The sequence below is a fragment of the Bacteroides sp. ET336 genome (assembly GCF_024733815.1).
GTDB classification, from domain to species: Bacteria; Bacteroidota; Bacteroidia; order Bacteroidales; family Bacteroidaceae; genus Phocaeicola; species Phocaeicola cellulolyticus.
Genome location: NZ_JANRHK010000004.1, coordinates 52,477 through 73,830, shown reverse-complemented (window position 1 = coordinate 73,830; position 21,354 = coordinate 52,477). Strand labels below are relative to the sequence as shown.

Below are 21,354 nucleotides of genomic sequence, written 5' to 3'. Positions count from 1 at the left end.
GGAGAACCTTTCTATCAACTTGTAACTGAGACCTTGTTCTCTTAATATTAGAACTCCTGTCCGATTATAAAATGGAACTGGCTGCCGCTATACTGCATTGAGCCGTTTATCTTGTCGAAACCATATGCCCAGTCAATACCCATCATACCGATCATTGGAAGGAAGATACGAACACCGACACCGGCTGAACGTTTCAACTGGAATGGGTTGAAGTCAGCCACATCTGTCCAGGCGTTACCTGCCTCCACAAATCCCAAAGCATAGATACTTGTTGAATTTTCAAGCATAAGCGGGTATCTCAACTCAGCACCAAGTCTGATGTATGCATAACCTTCGCTACCGTATGGAGTTAATGAACCGTTTTCATAACCGCGTAGTGCGATAGTTTCAGATGCGTAGTTGTAGCTATATCCTGTCATACCGTCACCACCCACATAGAATGTTTCGAACGGAGAACGTTTGTATTTGTTGTAATGACCTAAGATACCGAACTCAGTACGTGTCATCAATACAGGACATTTCTGTATAGGCAGCAATGCTGTATAAGTTTTTGCTTTGAATTTCCATTTGTGGTATTCAATCCACTTGTACATGCTTGCAGCTTCTTCGTAGTTATCTTTTCCGTAAGTAGAATAATCCTTTTTACTGAACAGTGAGTATGGCGGAGTGAACGATACCGATGCCGAGAATTCAGAACCGTATCTTGGGAAGATAGGGTTGTCTGTAGAGTTTCTGGCAAGTGTCAGGTTCAGGTTGATGTTGTTACAGTTACCTGTGTTCATATACTGTCCGTTGTTCAGCTTGATGTACAGGTAGCTCCAGTCTTTCAACATGAATCTCTGGTAAGACAACTCAGCCGAGATAGTGAAATAGTCGTCAGGCCATCTCAGACGCTTACCCCAACCGATTGACGCACCGAACATCTTGATTGACTTGTCAGGGTCGTAGTAAGATTCGTAGTTATTATAGTAGTTGCCATAATAGTTGTTGTAATAGCTACCGTAACCGTAAAGCATGTTATAGTAGTTGTTCATGTATGCCGAGTTATAGTAGTTACTGCTTACGTCAGTCTGAACAGAGTAGAATGCCGATACTGAGAAAGATGTAGGACGTTTTCCTCCGAACCATGGGTCGAAGAATGAAACGCTGTACGACTGATAGTATCTACCGTTTGTCTGACCGCTGATGGTAAGTGTCTGGCCGTCTCCCTGAGGAAGAATACCGCGGTAGTTGTCATTCTTTCTGAACAGGTTGGCAAACGAGAAGTTTGTGAACTTCAAACTCAGTTTACCGATAACACCTGTCTGTCCCCAACCTGCAGAGAATTCCACCTGGTCGTTGGCCTTTGATTCCAGACCCCAGTTGATGTCAACCGTACCGTCCTGTGGATTAGGCTGTACGTCAGGCTGGATGTTTTCAGGGTTGAAGTGTCCCATCTGCGCGATTTCACGATATGAACGTTCCAGAGCTTCTTTACTGAAAAGGTCACCCGGACGGGTTCTCAACTCACGACGGACAATGTTCTCATACAGACGGTCGTTACCGTTTATGCGTACGTGGCTGATAGTAGCCTGCGGACCTTCGGTGATACGCATTTCCAGGTCGATAGAGTCACCGTCTATGTTTACTTCCACTGGATCAAGGTTATAGAATACATATCCTCTGTTATAGTAATTGTTACCGATGGCGTCTTCGTCTCCACTGATACGTTCGTTAAGCAGTTTCTGGTTATATACGTCACCTTTCTTCATTCTAAGCTGTTCGCTCAACAAATCCGAAGGATAAACTGTATTACCCACCCATGTAATGTCTCTCAGGTAATATTTATCACCTTCGTATATCTTCATGTAGATGTTTACAGTTTTGTCGTCATATTGGCTTACGCTGTCCATTTCGATAAGGGCATCACGGTAACCGAGTTCGTTATACTTGTCTATGATGAGCTGCTTGTCAGCCTCGAAGTTGCTTTCGATGAATTTCTTTGTACGGAAAAGGTTTACTAGTTTACCTTTTTCGTTTGTCTTCTTCATTACCCTTTTAAGCTTCTTGTCTGTCAGGACAGTGTTACCGTCTATTGTAATCTGGTGAACTTTGATTTTTTCCTTCTTGTCAATGTTCACATCTACATATACCTGTTCTACATTGGCTGTGTCTTCTCTTTCTACGATGTTTACCTCAGCATTTTTGAAACCTTTCTCGTCGAAGTGCTTCTTGATCAGAATTTTTGCACGGTCTATAAGGTTTGGTGTAATCTGACTACCTTTTACCAATCCAAGTTTTGCCTGCAAATCTTCACGCTCGCTCTTCTTTACCCCATAGAAACGTATGTCAGTTATACGCGGGCGTTGTTTCAGCTCGATATGCAGATATATTTTGTTGTCTTCAATCTTGTCTGCCGAGATTTTTACGTCCGAAAACAATCCGTGCCTCCAGTATTTCTTTACGGCTCCCGTGATGTCGTCGCCAGGCACAGTGATGGTCTGCCCTACAGCAAGACCTGAAATTCCTATAAGTACATAATCTTCATAGTTTTTCACGCCTGTAACCTTTATATCCGCAATCTCGTATTTCTTTGGCGAACCGTTGTATAGAATTACAGGTTTATCGTTTTCGGTAGTATTATCCTGGGCATATCCTTTGTCATATACGAAAGACAGGCCCATGGTCATCATAGATATGAGTAAAAGACGGTATCTCATTGCTTAATATTATAATTGTTCACTAGTTTTTCCAAATCGGCGTTCTCTGCTTTGATAATCGCAGATGGCTTTGCATAACTCTTCTTCCTTGAAATCCGGCCAGTAGGTGTTGCTGAAATAAAGCTCAGAGTAGGCACATTGCCACAAAAGGTAGTTGCTCAGTCTTATTTCTCCTCCTGTTCTGATCAGCAGTTCAGGGTCAGGCATATAATTAGTTGCCAGATGGCTGTCGATGGTCTTGTCTGTTATTTCATCTACAGACAATTCTCCTCGTTTTACCTTTTCTGCAATCTGTTTCATAGCATCTGTTATTTCCCATTTTGAAGAATAGCTTAAAGCCAGAGTCAGACACATGCCGGTATTGCGTGATGTATTTTCAATACATTTTTTCAGACGGTCGAGTACATCTTTCGGAAGTCTTGATGTATCACCTATAATTCTGAAGCTAATATTGTTCTTCATGAAAGTCTCTTCCTCTATCGAATCCATGAGCAGACTCATAAGGGCAGCTACTTCGTCAACAGGTCTGTTCCAGTTCTCTGTCGAGAAAGTATATAGGGTAAGAAATTTCACACCAAGTCTGGCTGATTCTTCTGCTATTATATGTACAGTCTCCGCACCAGCTTGATGACCGAACGTACGGGCATGACCTCTTTCCTTAGCCCATCTGCCGTTACCGTCCATTATTATTGCTATGTGTGCGGGTATTCTGGTTTTATCTATTTTTTCTCTATATAGCATCTTGTTCTTTGTTTTAATAATCATTCCTTAGGCGTAAGTCTGTTCAGAAGTGCTCTGGTAGCGCTTCCGTCCTCCCATATAAACCAGATAAACGAGCCTTTGTTACCATTTTCCTCTACTACAGCAGAGTAGCTTCCGTTTCCGCGGTAAGTTGTAAGCTTGTCTATTCCGTTTTTGTTTTCAGATGGGAACACCATGTATCCGGTTTCCTGATTCCAGTTCAGTCCGTTGTCGTTTGAAGTATAGAAATAATCGAAATCTTCGCCGAATGCATATATTTTGCCGTCGTAAGTAATCATAGAGATATTTCCCTGATTAGGACATGTAGTCGGGTTGTTTGGCTGATATTTCACCCATTCTGTATCATTTGAAATGTAGCTGAATACTGTAGCAGTAGAATCTGCTTCGGATGTCCCGATATTGTTTGTCATTACGATGGTTCTCCATAAATCCTTATTGTGAGATGAAGGCATTGATATGGCAGACATACGTCCGTTCAGGTCATTGCCGCTCACAAAATTACTTTCTTCTCCTGTCAGTTCATTTCCTTCAGAATCGATAGTAACGACTTTATTCTCATTACCTTTGTATGCTAAAAGCTTACCGTTGCTGACAGAAATCAGATTAGTCAATCCGGTAGAATTGCCGATTTTAGTGAATTGATTTTCCAGAAAGTATAATTCTCTGTTTGCTACGAAATAGACATTATTGTTGAAAGCTGTAGCTGAATAAATGTTTGTACCGGCAGGAAGTGTAATTTCTGCCCAGCTGGATATATTACCTCTTTCTACTGATGCCTTATTTGCCAGTACGTTTCCATCTGCAGTTTCACCGAATACATATAAAGTTTCGTTAGTGTAAACGGCCTTTTGTCTGGCATAAGTAGTACCGTTTGCAAATTTATTGTTTTCGAAATGTTTCCAAACCAGAGAATCCGGATTCAGTTTATGTACATTAACGCTTACTACGTATGGAGCTCCAAAATCAAACTGGTTAAGTGTAGGATTGAAAGTCATTACCTTGAATGTCACCGGTTTGCTGAAATCCAGTGAGTCGGCGGTTGTCCATATTGTGTCTTTATCATTCTTTACGTAATATACAGCCGCATAATCTGCAGAAATACTTGCCACAACTCTCGTTATGTCAACATCTTTAGGCAAAGAATCCTTATTATATATTTTTCTGTTGATTTGGTCTATGGTAAAAGGGACATCAGCATAGCTCACTGTATCTGTATATACACTGTCTTCTCCTTCTGAACTTTTCACATAGAATGTCTGGTGTAGTGTACCGATAGAAAATGATGTGATACTAGATGTAGAAGGATACTCTATTTCTTCGTAATCATTTCCCAGACACGAAGATAAAAAAAATGTAGCCGTCATTATGCCGGCAACTAAAGATGGTAATATTCTTATTTTCATTTGCAAATGATTTCTATGTTACAAGTTGCAAAAGTAGAAAGTTTTTTTGTCTAAACAGAACATTTCCGTCAGTTTTATATAAAATTATGGATAAACTCTCCGTTTTTATCGCCCAACAGTGGAATGTATAGTATTTTAAAATGTATTTAAACGCTGTTTAATAGGTTTTTAAATCTGTATATGAACATTTCGGAGGATATATGCTTTTATTATGCTGTCTTTGTTTTTAATAGTTCTCTAGGATTATTATTGTAAATAATAAATTAAAATAGTATATTTGCATATATGAGTTTTTTTAAAACGTTGCTGATATTGGAAATGAATTGAAAAGCACAGAGCCCTGAAAATAATAGTCACTGAAATACTTATTATTTTGTCTTTTTTATGTACAATGGTTTTTTGCTATTATTTTTTATGTAAAAATAACAAGAACAATAATATCTTAAAACCATTTGATTAGTTAACCCTTTATAAATCAAAATCTTTATATTATGAATAAAATAACATTACTTGCCGTTTTGTCTTTTTTTATTTATGCCTGTTCCGGAGGAAAAACAGAAGTGTCTTCACCGGATAAAACAATTAATGTGATTTTTACTGTAAATAATGAAAATAAGCCTACATATCAGATAAAAGTGAAAGACAGTGTTCTGATTCTTCCTTCAGTAATGGGGTTTAGGGACTTGAATGGTGCTTCTTTATCATCTCATCTTAAGATAAACGGTGTAGAACATACTTCTGTTGATGAAACATGGACGCAACCGTGGGGAGAAAATAAAACTATACGGAATAAATATAATGAGATGGCAGTCAGACTTTCAGATTGTAAACAAGTAGATCTGACCATACGTTTCAGGGCTTTTGATGATGGTGTTGGATTCAGATACGAATACGATGTCCGTGATGTTGACAGCCTGTTTATTATTGATGAACTTACAGAATTCAATATTGCAAAAGATGGCAAATCCTGGTCAATACCTGCCAATTTTGAAACTTATGAATTATTATATAGAAACAAATCGTTAAGCGAGATAAAGAACGCCAATACTCCGATTACCTTTAAGTCCGGAAGTGTTTATACAAGTATTCATGAAGCAGCTCTTACGGATTTTCCTGAGATGACATTGAAACGTATTGAAGGTACAACTTTCAAATCGGAACTTGCACCATGGCCTGATGGGATAAAGGTTAAGATTGCAGGAGGAAAATTTGTAAGTCCGTGGAGGACTGTTCAGGTTGGTTCGAAAGCCGTGGATTTGATAAACTCTTCATTGATTTTGAATCTTAACGAGCCTTGTAAATTGGAAAGCACGGATTGGATTCGGCCAATGAAATATATCGGTATCTGGTGGGGTATGCATTTAGGGGTGGAAACGTGGTATGAAGGTAAAAGACATGGTGCAACAACTGCCAACGCAAAGCGTTATATAGATTTTGCAGCTGAGAATAACATTGATGCTGTTATGTATGAGGGGTGGAACAAAGGTTGGGAAAACTGGGGAGGTACACAACATTTTGATTATACAGCTCCATATGATGATTTCAATATAAAAGAACTTGTGGATTATGCTAATAAAAAAGGAGTTAGGATAATAGGACATCATGAAACAGGTGGAAACATATTGAATTATGAGCGCCAGCTTGACAATGCCTATAAATGGTATTCTGACATGGGTATAAACGCTGTAAAGACAGGCTATGCCGGCGGACTTCCTAATGGTCATAATCATCATGGACAGTTTAATGTACGTCATTACCGTAAAGTTGTGGAAACAGCAGCCAAGTTTCATACCACACTTGACGTGCATGAACCGATAAAAGATACCGGTATTCGCAGGACATATCCTAATATGATGACTCGTGAAGGTGCCAGAGGTATGGAATGGAACGCATGGAGTGATGGCAATCCTCCTTCACATCATGTTATATTGCCATTTACCAGATTGCTTGCAGGACCTATGGACTATACTCCGGGAATATTTGATATTACTTATGAGCGTATAAAAAACTCTCCTGACAGGAAAAAGTGGAATATGAAAGACAGTAAAGACTGTCGTGTAAATACTACATTGGCAAAACAGATAGCCAATTGGGTTATATTGTATTCGCCACTTCAGATGGCTTCGGATATGATAGAGAATTATGAAGGTCATCCAGCATTCCAGTTTTTCCGTGATTTTGACCCGGACTGTGAATGGTCTAAGGCTTTAGACGGTGAGCCTGGCGAATATGTAGTAATTGTAAGGAAAGCTAAGGATAAGTTTTTCCTTGGTGCTTCCACAAATGAACAGGCACGTGATATAGATATAAAACTAGACTTTCTGGAAGATGGATATTATTATGATGCTGTGATATATGCAGACGGTGATGATGCCGATTGGGAAACAAATCCGTCTTCCTACAAAATAACTCATTGTAAAGTGAGTAATAAAGACTCCTTGCATATAAAGATGGCGCGTGGAGGTGGACAGGCTGTTTATTTTAAATTGCTAGACTAGATTATGTTTTATAATGGCATTTGACTTCTTTTCAATGACCGTTTAAAACGTAATTATATGTAATTGTTATTAATGTGATAACTGTAACTTTATTTATATGAAATATTTGACTATTATATGTGTGGGTCTGGCTTTGACGGCTGTAACAGTTTCGTCATGTAATGAAAAAGAGAGTAATCAGATTTTAGATTATACTCAGTTTGTGAATCCTTTTATAGGGACGGATTTTACAGGTAATACTTATCCGGGGGCACAGGTACCCTTCGGAATGGTACAGCTTAGTCCCGATAACGGTTTACCTGGATGGGACAGAATAGCCGGATATTTCTATCCGGACAGTACTATTGCAGGTTTCAGTCATACGCATCTTTCTGGCACGGGAGCCGGAGATCTTTATGATATATCGTTTATGCCTGTAACTCTGCCATACAATGAAGCCGAACAGCCTTTAGGAATTCATTCCAAATTCTCACATGAAAAGGAAAGTGCATATGCAGGATATTATCAAGTGTTCTTACAAGATTACAAAATAAATGTGGAATTGACTGCAACAGAGAGGTGTGGCATACAGAGATATACATTCCCTAAGGCAGAATCAGCTATATTCCTTAACCTGAAAAAAGCTATGAATTGGGATGAGACCAAAGATTCATATATAGAACAGGTCGATTCGGTAACACTTAAAGGTTACAGATATTCCAATGGCTGGGCAAGAAACCAGAAAATATATTTCTATACCAAGTTCTCAAGACCGTTTGACAGTTTGCAACTCGATAAGTCTCCGATAATTAAAGATGGCAAGGAGAACGGTCATGGGTATATCGCCAGAATAAATTATAATACTTCCGAAAATGAGCAGATTGTGATAAGAACAGCTATTTCCGGTGTAAGTATGGAAGGTGCTGAAAGAAACTTTATGGCCGAAGCACAGGAAAGTGATTTTGACTCATATTTGTATAAAGCCAAAAAGCTGTGGAATGATGCTTTGGGTAAAATAGAAGTTGAAAACAGCGATATGGATGAAACTGTAACATTCTATACAGCTCTTTATCATAGCATGCTGGCACCTACAATTTATGGGGATGTGGATGGTAGCTATTACGGGCCTGATAAAAAGATACATAAGGCAGACGGATGGACCAATTATAGCACATTCTCTCTTTGGGACACTTACAGAGCGGCACATCCGTTATTTACTATCATACAGCCTGAAAGGGTAAATGATATGGTAAAATCCCTTATTGCATTTTCTGAACAGAATGGAAGGTTGCCGGTGTGGAACATGTTTGGAAGTGAGACTGATATGATGATAGGTTACCATTCTGTTCCGGTAATAGTTGATGCATACCTTAAAGGTATAGGTGATTTTGATGCTGAATCGGCATTGAAAGAGTGTGTGAAAACTGCAAATCTTGATGATTACAGACAGATAGGTCTTTATAAAAATATGGGATATATACCTTATGATGTTGTAGATAAATACAATAGCGAAAATTGGTCGTTGTCAAAGACTTTAGAGTATGCATTCGATGATTATTGTATAGCCATAATGGCAGAAAAGATGGGCAAGGAAGATCTTGCAGATAATTTCTATAAAAGAGCCTCGAACTATAGAAATGTATTCAATGAAAATTCTTCGTTCATGCAACCAAAGGACAGTAAGGGTAATTTTATAGCAAGATTCAAACCGGAGGAATATACACCGCACATTACGGAAAGCAACGGATGGCAGTATTTGTGGTCAGTGCAGCATGATGTAGATGGACTGATAGAGTTGATAGGTGGTAAAAAACGTTTTGAGGAGAAATTGGATAGTATGTTTACACTTATTCCTAAAGAAAATGAACAGCTTCCTATATTCAGTACAGGTATGATAGGTCAGTATGTTCACGGAAATGAGCCTAGTCATCATGTGGCTTATCTATATAATTATACTGACAGCCCGTGGAAAACGCAGAAGTATGTTTCTGAAATAATGCATGAATTATATAAGAATTCGCCTGACGGATTATGTGGAAATGAGGACTGCGGACAGATGTCGGCTTGGTATGTAATGAGTGCAATGGGAATTTATCCTGTCAATCCAGTATCAGGGGAATATCAGATAGGTACTCCTATGTTCTCGGAAATGCAAATAAGGTTTGCTGAAAATAAGGTTTTTAAGATATTAGCAAAGAATGTAAGTCGTGAAAACTGCTATGTGAAATCTGTAAAATTGAATGGTGTCGCTTTAGAGAAACCGTTCATCAACCATAAAGATATAATGAAAGGTGGTGTCATAGAGTTTACTATGACCGACAAACCTACAAAATGGGGCGTGATTGCAGAAAAATAATTATAAACTTAATATATCAATAACCATGAAAAAACTTTTGCTGCCTATATTTCTATTATGCATAGCATTTGCAGCATATGCAAGTAATTATGCGGACTATGTAAATCCATTGGTAGGAACCCAGTCGTCTTTCGAATTGTCAACAGGTAATACTTATCCGGCTATAGCCAGACCTTGGGGTATGAATTTCTGGACACCTCAGACAGGAAAAATGGGTGACGGATGGCAATATACCTATAATGCGTATAAAATCAAGGGCTTTAAACAGACACATCAGCCAAGTCCTTGGATAAATGACTATGGACAATTCTCTATAATGCCGGTTGTAGGCAAACCTGAGTTTGATGAGGAAAAACGTTCCAGCTGGTTCTCTCATAAGGGTGAAGTGGCTAAAGCTTATTATTATAAAGTGTATTTGGCGGAACATGATGTAGTGACGGAGTTGACTCCTACTGAGAGAGCTGCAATGTTCAGATTTACATACCCAGAGAATGAAAAATCATACATCGTGGTTGATGCATTCCATAAAGGCGAATTTAAGGAATGCCCATATATAAAAGTTGATGCCGATAAGAACAGGATTATAGGATACACTACAAGAAACAGCGGTGGAGTGCCTGATAATTTCAAGAACTATTTTGTTATAGAGTTCGACAAACCTTTTACCTATACTGCTACAGTGGCAGATGGAAAGCTGGACGAAAAGGCTAAAGAACAACATGCTGACCATGTGTATGCCGTTATTGGATTCAGTACTAAAAAAGGCGAAAAAGTTCATGCCCGTGTGGCTTCATCGTTTATAAGCCACGAACAGGCAGAAATAAATCTGAAGGAATTGGGTAATGACAGTTTCGATACTATCGTAGCCAAGGGAAAAGACGCATGGAATGATGTTCTAGGGAGGATAGAGGTAGAAGGTGGAAACCTTGACCAGTACAGGACTTTCTATTCATGCCTTTACAGATCATTGCTTTTCCCTAGAAAGTTCTATGAGATAGATAAAGACGGACAAGTGGTTCATTATAGTCCTTATAACGGTAAGGTTCTTGCAGGATATATGTACACAGATACGGGCTTTTGGGATACATTCAGATGTCTGTTCCCTTTGCTTAACATGATGTATCCGTCTGTCAATAAAGAAATTCAGGAAGGATTGATCAATACTTATAAGGAAAGCGGATTCTTCCCTGAATGGGCAAGTCCGGGACATAGAGGATGTATGATAGGAAACAACTCGGCTTCTGTATTGGTAGATGCATATATGAAAGGTGTGAAAGTGGAAGATCTGGAAACACTCTATAAAGGATTAATTCATGGTACAAATAATGTACATCCTGAAATCTCTTCTACAGGACGTCTGGGATATGAATATTACAACAAACTGGGATATGTACCTTACGATGTAAAAATAAATGAGAACGCTGCACGTACTTTGGAATATGCTTATAATGACTGGTGTATCTATAAACTGGCAAAAGAATTGAAACGTCCTAAGAAAGAGGTAAATCTTTATGCCAAACGTGCAATGAACTACAAAAACCTTTTTGATAAGGAGTCTTGCCTGATGAGAGGACGTAATGAGAATGGAGAATTCATGAAACCTTTCTCTCCGCTGAAATGGGGTGATGCCTTCACTGAAGGTAACAGCTGGCACTATTCATGGTCGGTATTCCACGATCCTCAAGGATTGATTGATCTGATGGGAGGTAAGGAACAGTTTGTCGTTATGCTTGACTCTGTTTTCTCTGTACCGCCATTGTTCGACGAAAGCTATTACGGTCAGGTGATACACGAAATTCGTGAGATGACTGTAATGAATATGGGTAACTATGCACATGGAAACCAGCCGATACAACACATGATATACCTGTATAACTATGCAGGTCAGCCATGGAAGGCACAATACTGGTTGAGGGAAGTAATGAACAGAATGTATTCTGCCACTCCTGACGGTTATTGTGGGGATGAAGACAACGGACAGACTTCTGCATGGTATGTGTTTACTGCACTTGGATTCTATCCTGTATGCCCTGGAATAGATGAGTACGTATTGGGAGCTCCATTGTTTAAGAAAGCAGTGCTGCATCTTGAAAACGGTAATGAAGTTGTTATCAATGCGAACGGAAATAACGATGATAATAAGTATATCCTGAATATGAAGTGGAACGGCACTGATTATTCGAAGAACTATATTAATCATTCGGAACTTATGAAGGGCTGTACCATTGATATTCAGATGGATAGTAAACCTAATCTGAAACGTGGTATAGAATTGACAGATGCTCCATATTCATTCTCAAACGAAAAGAAATGATTGTTATGGATAATAGTAACACTAAACGTAGAAGTCCTATAACGTGGGTTCCATCGGCTTATTTTGCTATGGGACTGCCTTTTGTAGTCCTGAATATGGTGACGGTACTCATGTTCAAGGGATTGGAAGTAGATGATAAGCTTATAACATTCTGGACATCATTGATACTTCTCCCGTGGACATTGAAACCTTTGTGGAGTCCTTTCCTGGAACTTTTCAAGACCAAGAAGTTTTTTGTAGTGGCAACCCAGCTGACAACGGGTATCGCATTCGGTCTTGTAGCCTTGTCGCTGAATTTGAGCAGCTTCTTTGCTATATCCATAGCATTGCTTGCTGTGATAGCTTTCAGTGGGGCTACACATGATATTGCGTGCGATGGCGTTTATATGAGCGAACTATCCAACTCAGAACAGGCTAAATATATAGGATGGCAGGGCGCGTTCTATAATATCGCTAAGATTGTGGCTACAGGAGGACTGGTCTATCTTGCCGGATATTTTATAGAGAGTTATTCGGAAGCAGGTTCGGTGCTTGAGGCAAACAAGAAATCATGGATGACAATCATGCTTATACTGTCTGCCGTTATGATATTGCTGGCCTTGTATCATATATTTGCATTGCCATCGACAAAGGTGGTAAAGAATGAAGGTAAGAGAAGCGGAAAAGAAATCTTATCAGAGTTGTATAATGTATTGTCGGATTTTTTCCGTAAGACTCATATAATATATTATATTTGTTTCATTATTCTATACCGATTTGCGGAAGGCTTTGTGATGAAGATTGTACCATTGTTCCTGAAAGCTGCCAGAGAAGCCGGAGGATTAGGACTGTCTGAAAAAGAGATAGGCCTTTATTATGGTACATATGGTGCTGCAGCCTTTGTATTAGGGTCATTGCTTGCCGGATATTACATTTCTGCAAAAGGGTTGAAAAATACTTTATTCACTTTATGCTGTATATTTAACTTACCGTTTGTGGTATATGCCTTTCTGGCTTTCTTCCAGCCGGAAAGCGGTTTGATAATATGTAGTGGAATAGTATTCGAGTATTTCGGATATGGCTTCGGTTTCGTAGGCCTGACATTGTTTATGATGCAGCAGGTAGCTCCGGGCAAACACCAGATGGCGCATTATGCTTTTGCCTCAGGAATAATGAATCTTGGAGTGATGATACCGGGAATGATGAGCGGATGGGTTTGTGAGACATTGGGTGAATGGTTCAACAGACCTGGAGGTTACGAACCATTCTTCATATTCGTTCTGATTGCCACTATACCGGCATTTTTGATAACTTACTTTATACCGTTCAAATATAATCAGGATGGTACACTTATTGAAGGACAGAGAGAGTAAACTTATTATATGACATTTAAATCTAATAATTATGACAGAAAAATTTATTATGCCTTGGGAAGAACGCCCGGCAGGTTGCAACGATGTAATGTGGAGATATTCAAAGAATCCTGTTATCGGAAGATATCATATTCCGACTTCTAACAGTATATTCAATAGTGCTGTTGTTCCTTTTGGGGATGGATTTGCCGGAGTTTTCCGTTGTGATAACAAAGCTGTCCAGATGAATATTTTTGCAGGTTTCAGTAAGGATGGTATAAACTGGGAAATTAATCATGAACTTATTAAGTTCAAGGCGGGAAATACTGATATGATAGAGTCGGAATACAAGTACGACCCTCGTGTCACTTGGATTGAAGACCGCTACTGGATTACATGGTGTAACGGTTATCACGGACCAACTATCGGCATAGCCTATACTTTCGATTTCAAGGAATTCTTCCAGTGTGAGAATGCTTTCCTTCCGTTCAACAGAAACGGTGTGCTGTTCCCACAGAAGATTAACGGCAAGTATGCCATGCTGAGTCGTCCTAGTGATAATGGACATACTCCATTTGGCGATATATATATCAGCTACAGTCCTGATATGAAATACTGGGGAGAACACAGATGTGTGATGAAAGTGACTCCTTTCCCTGAAAGTGCATGGCAGTGCACAAAGATAGGTGCAGGTTCTGTTCCGTTCCTTACAGATGAAGGCTGGCTTATGTTCTATCACGGAGTTATTACTACGTGCAACGGTTTCAGATATTCAATGGGGGCTGTGATACTCGACAAGGATAATCCGGAAAAGGTATTGTATCGTACTCGCCCTTATCTGCTCGCTCCTGCCGCTCCTTATGAACTCCAGGGAGATGTGCCTAACGTAGTGTTCCCATGTGCCGCACTCCAGGATGGCGAAAGGGTAGCCGTTTATTACGGTGCTGCCGATACAGTGGTAGGTATGGCATTCGGGTATATCTCAGAGATAATAGATTTTGTAAAAAACAATTCTATAGTATAAGGAAATACTGACTTGTACTGTAGTAGTTATATATGATTATGAAAAAACTACTATTATACACCTTATTCTTTTTCTCTGCCGGAACTGCAATGTCGCAGCAGCCGGCAGATTATGTTGATCCGTTTATAGGTACTACCAATTTCGGAACATGTAATCCCGGTGCCGTTTGTCCCAACGGGATGATGTCCGTAGTTCCGTTTAATGTTATGGGTTCCGCCGATAATGTGTATGACAAGGATGCGCGTTGGTGGTCAACTCCGTATGATTATACGAACAGTTACTTTACCGGATTTTCTCATGTAAACCTCAGTGGAGTGGGATGTCCGGAGTTGGGATCTTTGCTTTTGATGCCTACAACCGGCGAACTGGATGTCGATTATAAGAACTACGGCAGTAAATATGAAAAGGAAACGGCCAATCCGGGATATTACAGCATCTATCTGAAAAAGTACAATATACTGGCAGAGGCGACTGCTACCATGAGAAGCGGACTGACACGTTTCACTTTCCCTAAAGGGAAAAGCAATATACTGCTTAATCTTGGTGAAGGTCTGACCAATGAAACAGGTGCTTTCGTAAGAAAAGTCAGTGAAACCGAGATTGAGGGCATGAAGCTTCTTGGTACTTTTTGCTATAATCCACAGGCTGTCTTTCCGATATATTTCGTGATGAGAGTCAGCAAGGCTCCCGCCGAGTCCGGATATTGGAAAAAACAGAGAAAAATGTATGGCGTTGAGGCAGAATGGGACAAAGACAACGGGAAATACAAGATTTACGATAAATATGGAAAAGACATTGCAGGCGACGATATAGGAGTGTGGTACACATTCAATACCTCCGAAGGTGAAGAAATAGAAGTATCCATAGGCGTATCGTTTGTAAGTATTGCAAATGCCAGAGAAAATCTTGACAAGGAACAAGCCGGAAGACATTTTGCCGAAATACATCAGGAAGCAAGAAACAGGTGGAATGACGACCTGGGCAGAATAATGGTGGAAGGAGGAACAAAAGAACAGAAGACAGTGTTCTATACAGCCCTTTATCATACACTTATTCATCCGAACATCCTGCAGGACGTAAACGGACAGTATCCTTCGATGGAAGGTGATGAGATACTTTCTACTAAGGGCGACAGATATACGGTATTCTCTTTATGGGATACATACAGAAATCTTCATCAGCTGATGACACTCGTTTATCCTGAACGTCAGATTGAGATGGTGAAAACTATGTTGGATATGTACAGAGAACATGGCTGGCTTCCAAAATGGGAACTTTATGGAAGGGAAACGCTCACTATGGAGGGCGACCCTAGTTTGCCGGTCATAGTCGATACATGGATGAAAGGACTCAGAGATTTCGACATCAATCTGGCATACGAGGCAATGTATAAGTCAGCCACCATGCCGGGAAAAGATAATCTGATGCGTCCTGATAATGACGATTATATCTCAAAAGGTTATGTTCCGTTGATGGAACAGTTTGATAATTCCGTGTCTCATGCACTGGAATATTACATTGCTGATTATGCTTTGTCAACTCTAGCTAAAGAACTGGGAAAGAATGATGACGCAAAGATGTTCTATAAGCGTTCTATGGGATATAAGAATTACTACTGCAAGGAGTTCGGCACCTTACGTCCTATCTTGCCAAACGGAGAGTTCTACAGCCCTTTCGATCCTAAACAGGGCGAAAACTTCGAGCCTAGTCCTGGATTCCACGAAGGAAACGCATGGAACTATACATACTATGTGCCTCACGACGTAAAGGGACTGGCAAAACTTATGGGAGGAAAGAAAAAGTTTGTAGATAAGCTCCAGATGATATTCGACAAGGGATATTACGACCCTGCCAACGAGCCGGACATAGCCTATCCTTATCTTTTCAGTTACTTTAAAGGTGAAGAATGGAGAACGCAGAAGACTGTCAAAATGTTGCTTGAAAAATATTTCAAACCAACTCCCGACGGTATTCCTGGAAATGATGACGCAGGAACAATGTCGGCATGGGCGATATTCAGTATGATGGGATTCTATCCTGATTGTCCTGGAGTGCCGGAATATACTCTGACTGCTCCTACTTTCGACAAGATAACCATAACTCTGAATCCAAAGTTCTATAAACAGAAACAGCTTGTAATAGAGGTCGTGGATGATGAAAAGAATACCGACGGGTATATAAAACGTATCGAAATGGGAAATTCATCATGCGGATATAGAGTGAAGCATAATTCGCTGGTAGAATCTGGAACTTTAAGGTTCCACAAGTAATACGAACTAAACTTTATTGGACAGTATTTTCAGGAAAAATACTCATAAGGAGGAGGGCATGTCGCAGCAGATATGCCCTCTTCTCGTATCCTGTCTAATTATCAGTTTACTCTTCCTTAGTTTCGAAACTCTCCGGCGTCGGAATATACAGAGGATGATTCTCGAAACCTACATTGACCAGTTTCCCGCTTTCGGTCAGACGCTTGATCTGCCGCATGGCCATATATCTCGTCGTCGAGCAGATGTCTTGCAGCTTTGGGCGAGTGATAGCTTTATTTGTGCTGAAATAATTTGTCAGTATTCTATCGACTTTCTCGTCTGTGATAGCGTCTGAATGTATTGCCGTAACCTTTTCCATTCCGTTCTTTGCAGCCAATTCCTTTACCCTTTCCGTAAATTCCTTTTCCGGATTGATATTGACAGATTTCACCTCAATAGCCTTTCCTGTCTCTTTACCTGTACACGTCCCGTTGGCGGATTTAAGACTGATATTGAAACTGCATAGCCCTTCCAGTTTCACAATGTTTCCTTTTGCCAGCTGATTGGCTATCTCTTCCTGAAAAGCGAAGATTACAGCATTAATGTCCGCCGGTGTAAGAGTGCAGGCATTGTGTATCAATTCTACAATCCTCTTAGTGCTGATGGTTTGCTGTTCGCAGACTCTTATGTGGTATTCCGATTTGCTGTTTTCACTATTTACGTTCGGATTAGTGTAGAAATCATATTTTATTCTTCCCATATAGTATTTGTTTTATGTTTAAATGTTTTGGTGCTGACTGTAGTCGGCAGCACTGCTCACTGTTGTCGGCAGAGGTGTCCACTATAGTCGGCAGCATTGCCCACTGTAGTCGGCACCAAACGATGTCAGGCTTCTTCTCTATTAGCTTTCTGAACACAAAAGTACGTAATTGGTTTTTTATAATGTCTGCCTTTGTCAGTCTATTTTGATATTCCTTCATCGTTTTAGTGAAAACTCGGATTGTTTTATTACCTTTGCACAGTCCCGCGCCGCCGGACGCTTTATCATGGAGCGTAGGAAGGGAGGGACAAGACATATTGAAAGGCGTTTACTACGCTTTGGTTTTGGCGTTCTGAAATCCTGGAAAAATTTCAAATTGTAAGTCAAAAACAAGGCAGCGTGAATGCCCCGTGGGTGTGCTATATACATACCTGAACTATGCCGTACAGCCAATGGTGTATCCATACATTGTTAGCTAAGTTGCGGTATATAGGTGCGTTATACATATCGGCGTGGGGCTTCGGCGTTGCTCGTTTCGACTTACAGGGCAATTTCCAGGAGCCTCAGAACGTGGAGCGAGCGACAATGCAGGGCTTCACGCTTTTTTTATGTCTTTACGCGAAGTGGTATTAATGAAAAACATGGGTTGCCGGAGTCCTGAACCCTGAAACTTTGACAGACGCAGTGAGTACAAAGTTTTTCAACAACGGACAGGGCAATACACTTTTCGACAAACTCAAAGGTATAGCCTCTGAGATGACAGCATTCGACAGGTTTCTTGCCGTGGCAGGCTTTTTCCGCTCATCCGGTTATTTCAGGCTCCGAAAAGAGTTGGGTGACATATCGGAAATAAAAATCCTCGTAGGAATAAATATCGATGACATATTCCGCAGTCACAACAAGGCTTTGCTTATGCTTGCCGATGAAAATAAGGCGAAGGAAGTATATCAGACAGGTTTTAAGGAAGATATTGTCAGTGCGTCGTATTCTCCTGAAGTGGAGGAAGGCATACTCCGGATGTGCGACGACCTGCTGTGCGGAAGATTACAGATGCGAATACATGCCACAAAGAACCTTCATGCCAAGTTCTACCTTTGTCTGCCGGAGAAACACAGCCCTAACAGCGACGGATGGGTGATAATGGGTTCATCCAATATTTCAGAGTCAGGCATGGGCATATCCTCGGCGCCACGTTACGAACTGAATGTGGCAATGAAGGATTACGACGATGTAAGCTATTGTTACGACGAATTCTGTAAGTTGTGGGAAGAAGCCGTACCGTTGACTGCCGACGATATAGAGTCTTATAAGAAACATACATACCTTGGCTGTCAGCCTACACCATACGAACTTTATATAAAGGTACTGATTGATACATTCGGCGACCAGGTGGAAGACGATTTCTCCCTGCAGCTTCCCGACGGTGTGAAAGAACTGAAGTATCAGAAAGATGCCGTAATACAAGGCTTCCAGATGCTGATGAAGCATAACGGGCTGTTCCTTGCCGATGTTGTAGGTTTGGGAAAAACCATGATTGCCACGATGATAGCAAAACGTTTTGTCGAGGCAAACGGCAGGAACACCAATATACTTGTGGTCTATCCTCCGGCGTTGGAAGACAACTGGAAGAATACGTTCAGGCTTTTCGGGATATACAGGAAGGCGCAGTTTATCACAAACGGCAGTCTCTCAAAAGTACTTGAAGGACGCGACCAGTATAAAGACAAAGAAGAGTTCGACCTCATCATTGTAGATGAGGCTCACGGATTCCGTAGCGATACCTCAGGCAAATACGACGAGTTGCAAAAGATTTGCAAAGCACCTTGCACTAATATCGGACTTCTGAAATCCCTGCAGAAGAAAGTTATGCTTCTTTCTGCCACCCCTTTGAACAACCGTCCGGACGACTTGCAGAATCTTCTGCTTTTGTTCCAGAACAGCCGTCATTGTACCATCGACGGAATACCAAATCTCAAATCCTTCTTTTCGCCGCTCATTCAGGATTATAACAAGCTTATGCGTGAGCGCGACCATAGGGATGTCACTACAGATGTAGATGATATTTACGAAAAAATAAGAAGCAATGTCATAGACAAGATTACTATACGCCGCACAAGAAACAATATCCTGAACGACCCCGACTATAGGGCAGACATACGTTCGCAAGGAATAGTGTTTCCGGATATACTTCCTCCCAATGAGCTGGAATACCGTATGAGTGCGGCGACTAATAACCGTTTTTATGAAACCTTAAAGCAGCTGACCGACGGAAAATCGGAAAGAAATCCCGGCGGTACAGGACTTGACTATGCCCGCTATCGCGCGGTGGAGTTTCTGAAACCTGAACACCGAAACAAATACCGTAATGCCGAACATATAGGTCAGACCTTGGCAGGCATTTATCGTGTTCACATGGTGAAACGCCTCGAAAGCAGTTTCTATGCTTTCAGAAAATCGCTTCGCACACTTCAGCGTATCACTACCGATATGATAAAGATGTTCGGCGAGGATAAAGTCATCATCGCTCCCGACCTAAAGGTTAAAGACCTTCAGGCAAAGGATATGGAACTGGACCAGATTATCGAATATGCAGTGTCAAAAGGTTACGTGGTTGAGGATATAGTATTCCCTGCAGATGCCTTCAAGCCGGAATTCCTTCAGATGCTTTACCACGACGCCCGGATACTGGAGCAACTTAATGCTGACTGGGAAAACGAGACTGCTGACCCTAAATTCGACCTTTTCGCTGCAAAGCTGAAGAACGAGTTTATGAATAAGTCAATCAATCCGTCAGGCAAACTTGTATTGTTCTCCGAGAGTGTTGACACGCTGACATATCTCCACACCCGTATAACAGCGGAATTAGGCCGTAACGACGTTCTTATGGTAACGGCTGCCAACCGTAGCCGTCTGGGGCAGACCATTAAGGAAAACTTTGATGCCAACTATCCTGCGGATGCTGGCAGGTATAATATCATCCTGACTTCTGATGTACTTGCAGAAGGTGTAAACCTCCATCGCTCCAATGTCATAGTCAATTACGATTCCCCATGGAATGCCACAAGACTTATGCAGCGCATAGGACGTGTAAACCGTATCGGTTCTTCCGCACCGCATATCTATAATTATATGTTCTATCCTTCCCGTCAGGGAGATAAGGAAATACAGCTCTATAAGAATGCTCTGGTAAAATTGCAGGGCTTCCATTCCGCGTTCGGCGAAGATGCGCAGATCTATTCGCGAGAGGAAATTGTAAAGCAGTTCACACTGTTCGACAGCAACATAAAGAACAGTATAGACCGAAAAATAGCATTGTTGCGCGAGGTACGTGAAATCTATACCAACGACAGAAAACTGTATCACAAAATCAAGTCCTTGCCGATGAAAAGCCGTGTGATGCGAAACACCGGAAAGCACAGTAGTGAGTCGGTAATCTTCGTTTCGTCCGATGTAAAGACCGAATTCTATTTGGCTACAAAATCCGGAATCAGGGTAATAGATTTCCTTGATGCAGTGAAATACCTGAAAGCCAAACCGGAAGAACAGGCAGCACCATTCACGGACGATACGCTTCATTACCATCATGTAAACAAAGCTCTGCGGCAATATGCGCAAGAGTATATACAGGCGGCTGATACATCTACTGTCAACCGTCAGGACCTGGACCGTACATCCCTCGAAGCTATAAACTTCTTGCGTACTCTGAAACAGCAAATTACGGACAATGAACTCCGTACGAACTGTGATATCCTTACAGGCTATATCAACGAAGGAATCTATTCACAACTACCACGTTATCTGAAAACATTGGCACGCGAATATAGAAATGACCGTGCGGGCATTCGCAGGGATGAATACAAGTTACAGAATGAGATCAGCAGTCTGCTTGACCGGTATCGTACCAACGGAAAAGAACAGCAAAAAGATAACCGTGAAATCTCAGATCCGCGAATCATAATATCCGAAACATTCATTTAAA

The 21,354-nt window shown here is 40.8% G+C and carries 11 protein-coding genes; 7 read left to right on the top strand and 4 right to left on the bottom strand.

Features of this window, described 5'->3' with window-relative positions; translation table 11 throughout:
* Positions 1–47 precede the first annotated feature (47 nt).
* From bamA to NW213_RS05945, 3 genes are read right to left on the bottom strand one after another with little or no spacing between them, the layout of a single operon-like run.
* Positions 48–2,663, bottom strand: a complete 2,616-nt coding sequence (gene bamA / locus NW213_RS05955) for an outer membrane protein assembly factor BamA (RefSeq protein ID WP_375338118.1) — start codon at positions 2,661–2,663, stop codon at positions 48–50.
* A gap of 45 nt (positions 2,664–2,708) precedes the next feature.
* Positions 2,709–3,464: an isoprenyl transferase gene (locus NW213_RS05950; RefSeq protein WP_258322160.1), complete on the bottom strand. Its 756-nt coding sequence runs from the start codon at positions 3,462–3,464 to the stop codon at positions 2,709–2,711.
* On the bottom strand, positions 3,461–4,864 hold the full coding sequence (locus NW213_RS05945) for a DUF6242 domain-containing protein (RefSeq protein ID WP_258322159.1): 1,404 nt from the start codon (positions 4,862–4,864) through the stop codon (positions 3,461–3,463). The genes NW213_RS05950 and NW213_RS05945 overlap by 4 nt, the downstream gene beginning before the upstream one ends.
* A gap of 491 nt (positions 4,865–5,355) precedes the next feature.
* Here NW213_RS05945 and NW213_RS05940 point away from each other — a divergent pair, with 491 nt between their 5' ends.
* The 6 genes from NW213_RS05940 to NW213_RS05915 all read left to right on the top strand — a co-directional run bounded on the left by NW213_RS05940 (position 5,356) and on the right by NW213_RS05915 (position 16,636).
* Positions 5,356–7,362 carry a glycoside hydrolase family 97 protein gene (locus NW213_RS05940; RefSeq protein ID WP_258322158.1) on the top strand — a complete coding sequence of 669 codons (2,007 nt, stop codon included), beginning with the start codon at positions 5,356–5,358 and terminating at the stop codon, positions 7,360–7,362.
* 97 nt (positions 7,363–7,459) lie between these two features.
* A complete protein-coding gene (locus tag NW213_RS05935; protein ID WP_258322157.1) occupies positions 7,460–9,697 on the top strand; it encodes a GH92 family glycosyl hydrolase in 2,238 nt (745 codons plus the stop codon).
* A gap of 25 nt (positions 9,698–9,722) precedes the next feature.
* On the top strand, positions 9,723–12,011 hold the full coding sequence (locus tag NW213_RS05930) for a GH92 family glycosyl hydrolase (protein WP_258322156.1): 2,289 nt from the start codon (positions 9,723–9,725) through the stop codon (positions 12,009–12,011).
* 5 nt (positions 12,012–12,016) lie between these two features.
* Entirely contained in the window at positions 12,017–13,363 is a 1,347-nt protein-coding gene (locus NW213_RS05925; protein WP_258322155.1) for an MFS transporter, read from the top strand.
* Positions 13,364–13,394: 31 nt separating this feature from the next.
* Positions 13,395–14,366, top strand: a complete 972-nt coding sequence (locus NW213_RS05920; protein ID WP_258322154.1) for a glycoside hydrolase family 130 protein — start codon at positions 13,395–13,397, stop codon at positions 14,364–14,366.
* 38 nt (positions 14,367–14,404) lie between these two features.
* Entirely contained in the window at positions 14,405–16,636 is a 2,232-nt protein-coding gene (locus NW213_RS05915) for a GH92 family glycosyl hydrolase (RefSeq protein WP_258322153.1), read from the top strand.
* Positions 16,637–16,742: 106 nt separating this feature from the next.
* On the opposite strand, the gene NW213_RS05910 is transcribed toward NW213_RS05915, so the two are convergent.
* Positions 16,743–17,375, bottom strand: coding sequence for an HU family DNA-binding protein (locus NW213_RS05910; RefSeq protein WP_154043808.1), 633 nt, complete (start codon positions 17,373–17,375; stop codon positions 16,743–16,745).
* 684 nt (positions 17,376–18,059) lie between these two features.
* Here NW213_RS05910 and NW213_RS05905 point away from each other — a divergent pair.
* Entirely contained in the window at positions 18,060–21,353 is a 3,294-nt protein-coding gene (locus NW213_RS05905) for a helicase-related protein (protein WP_258322152.1), read from the top strand.
* Position 21,354: the final 1 nt, after the last annotated feature.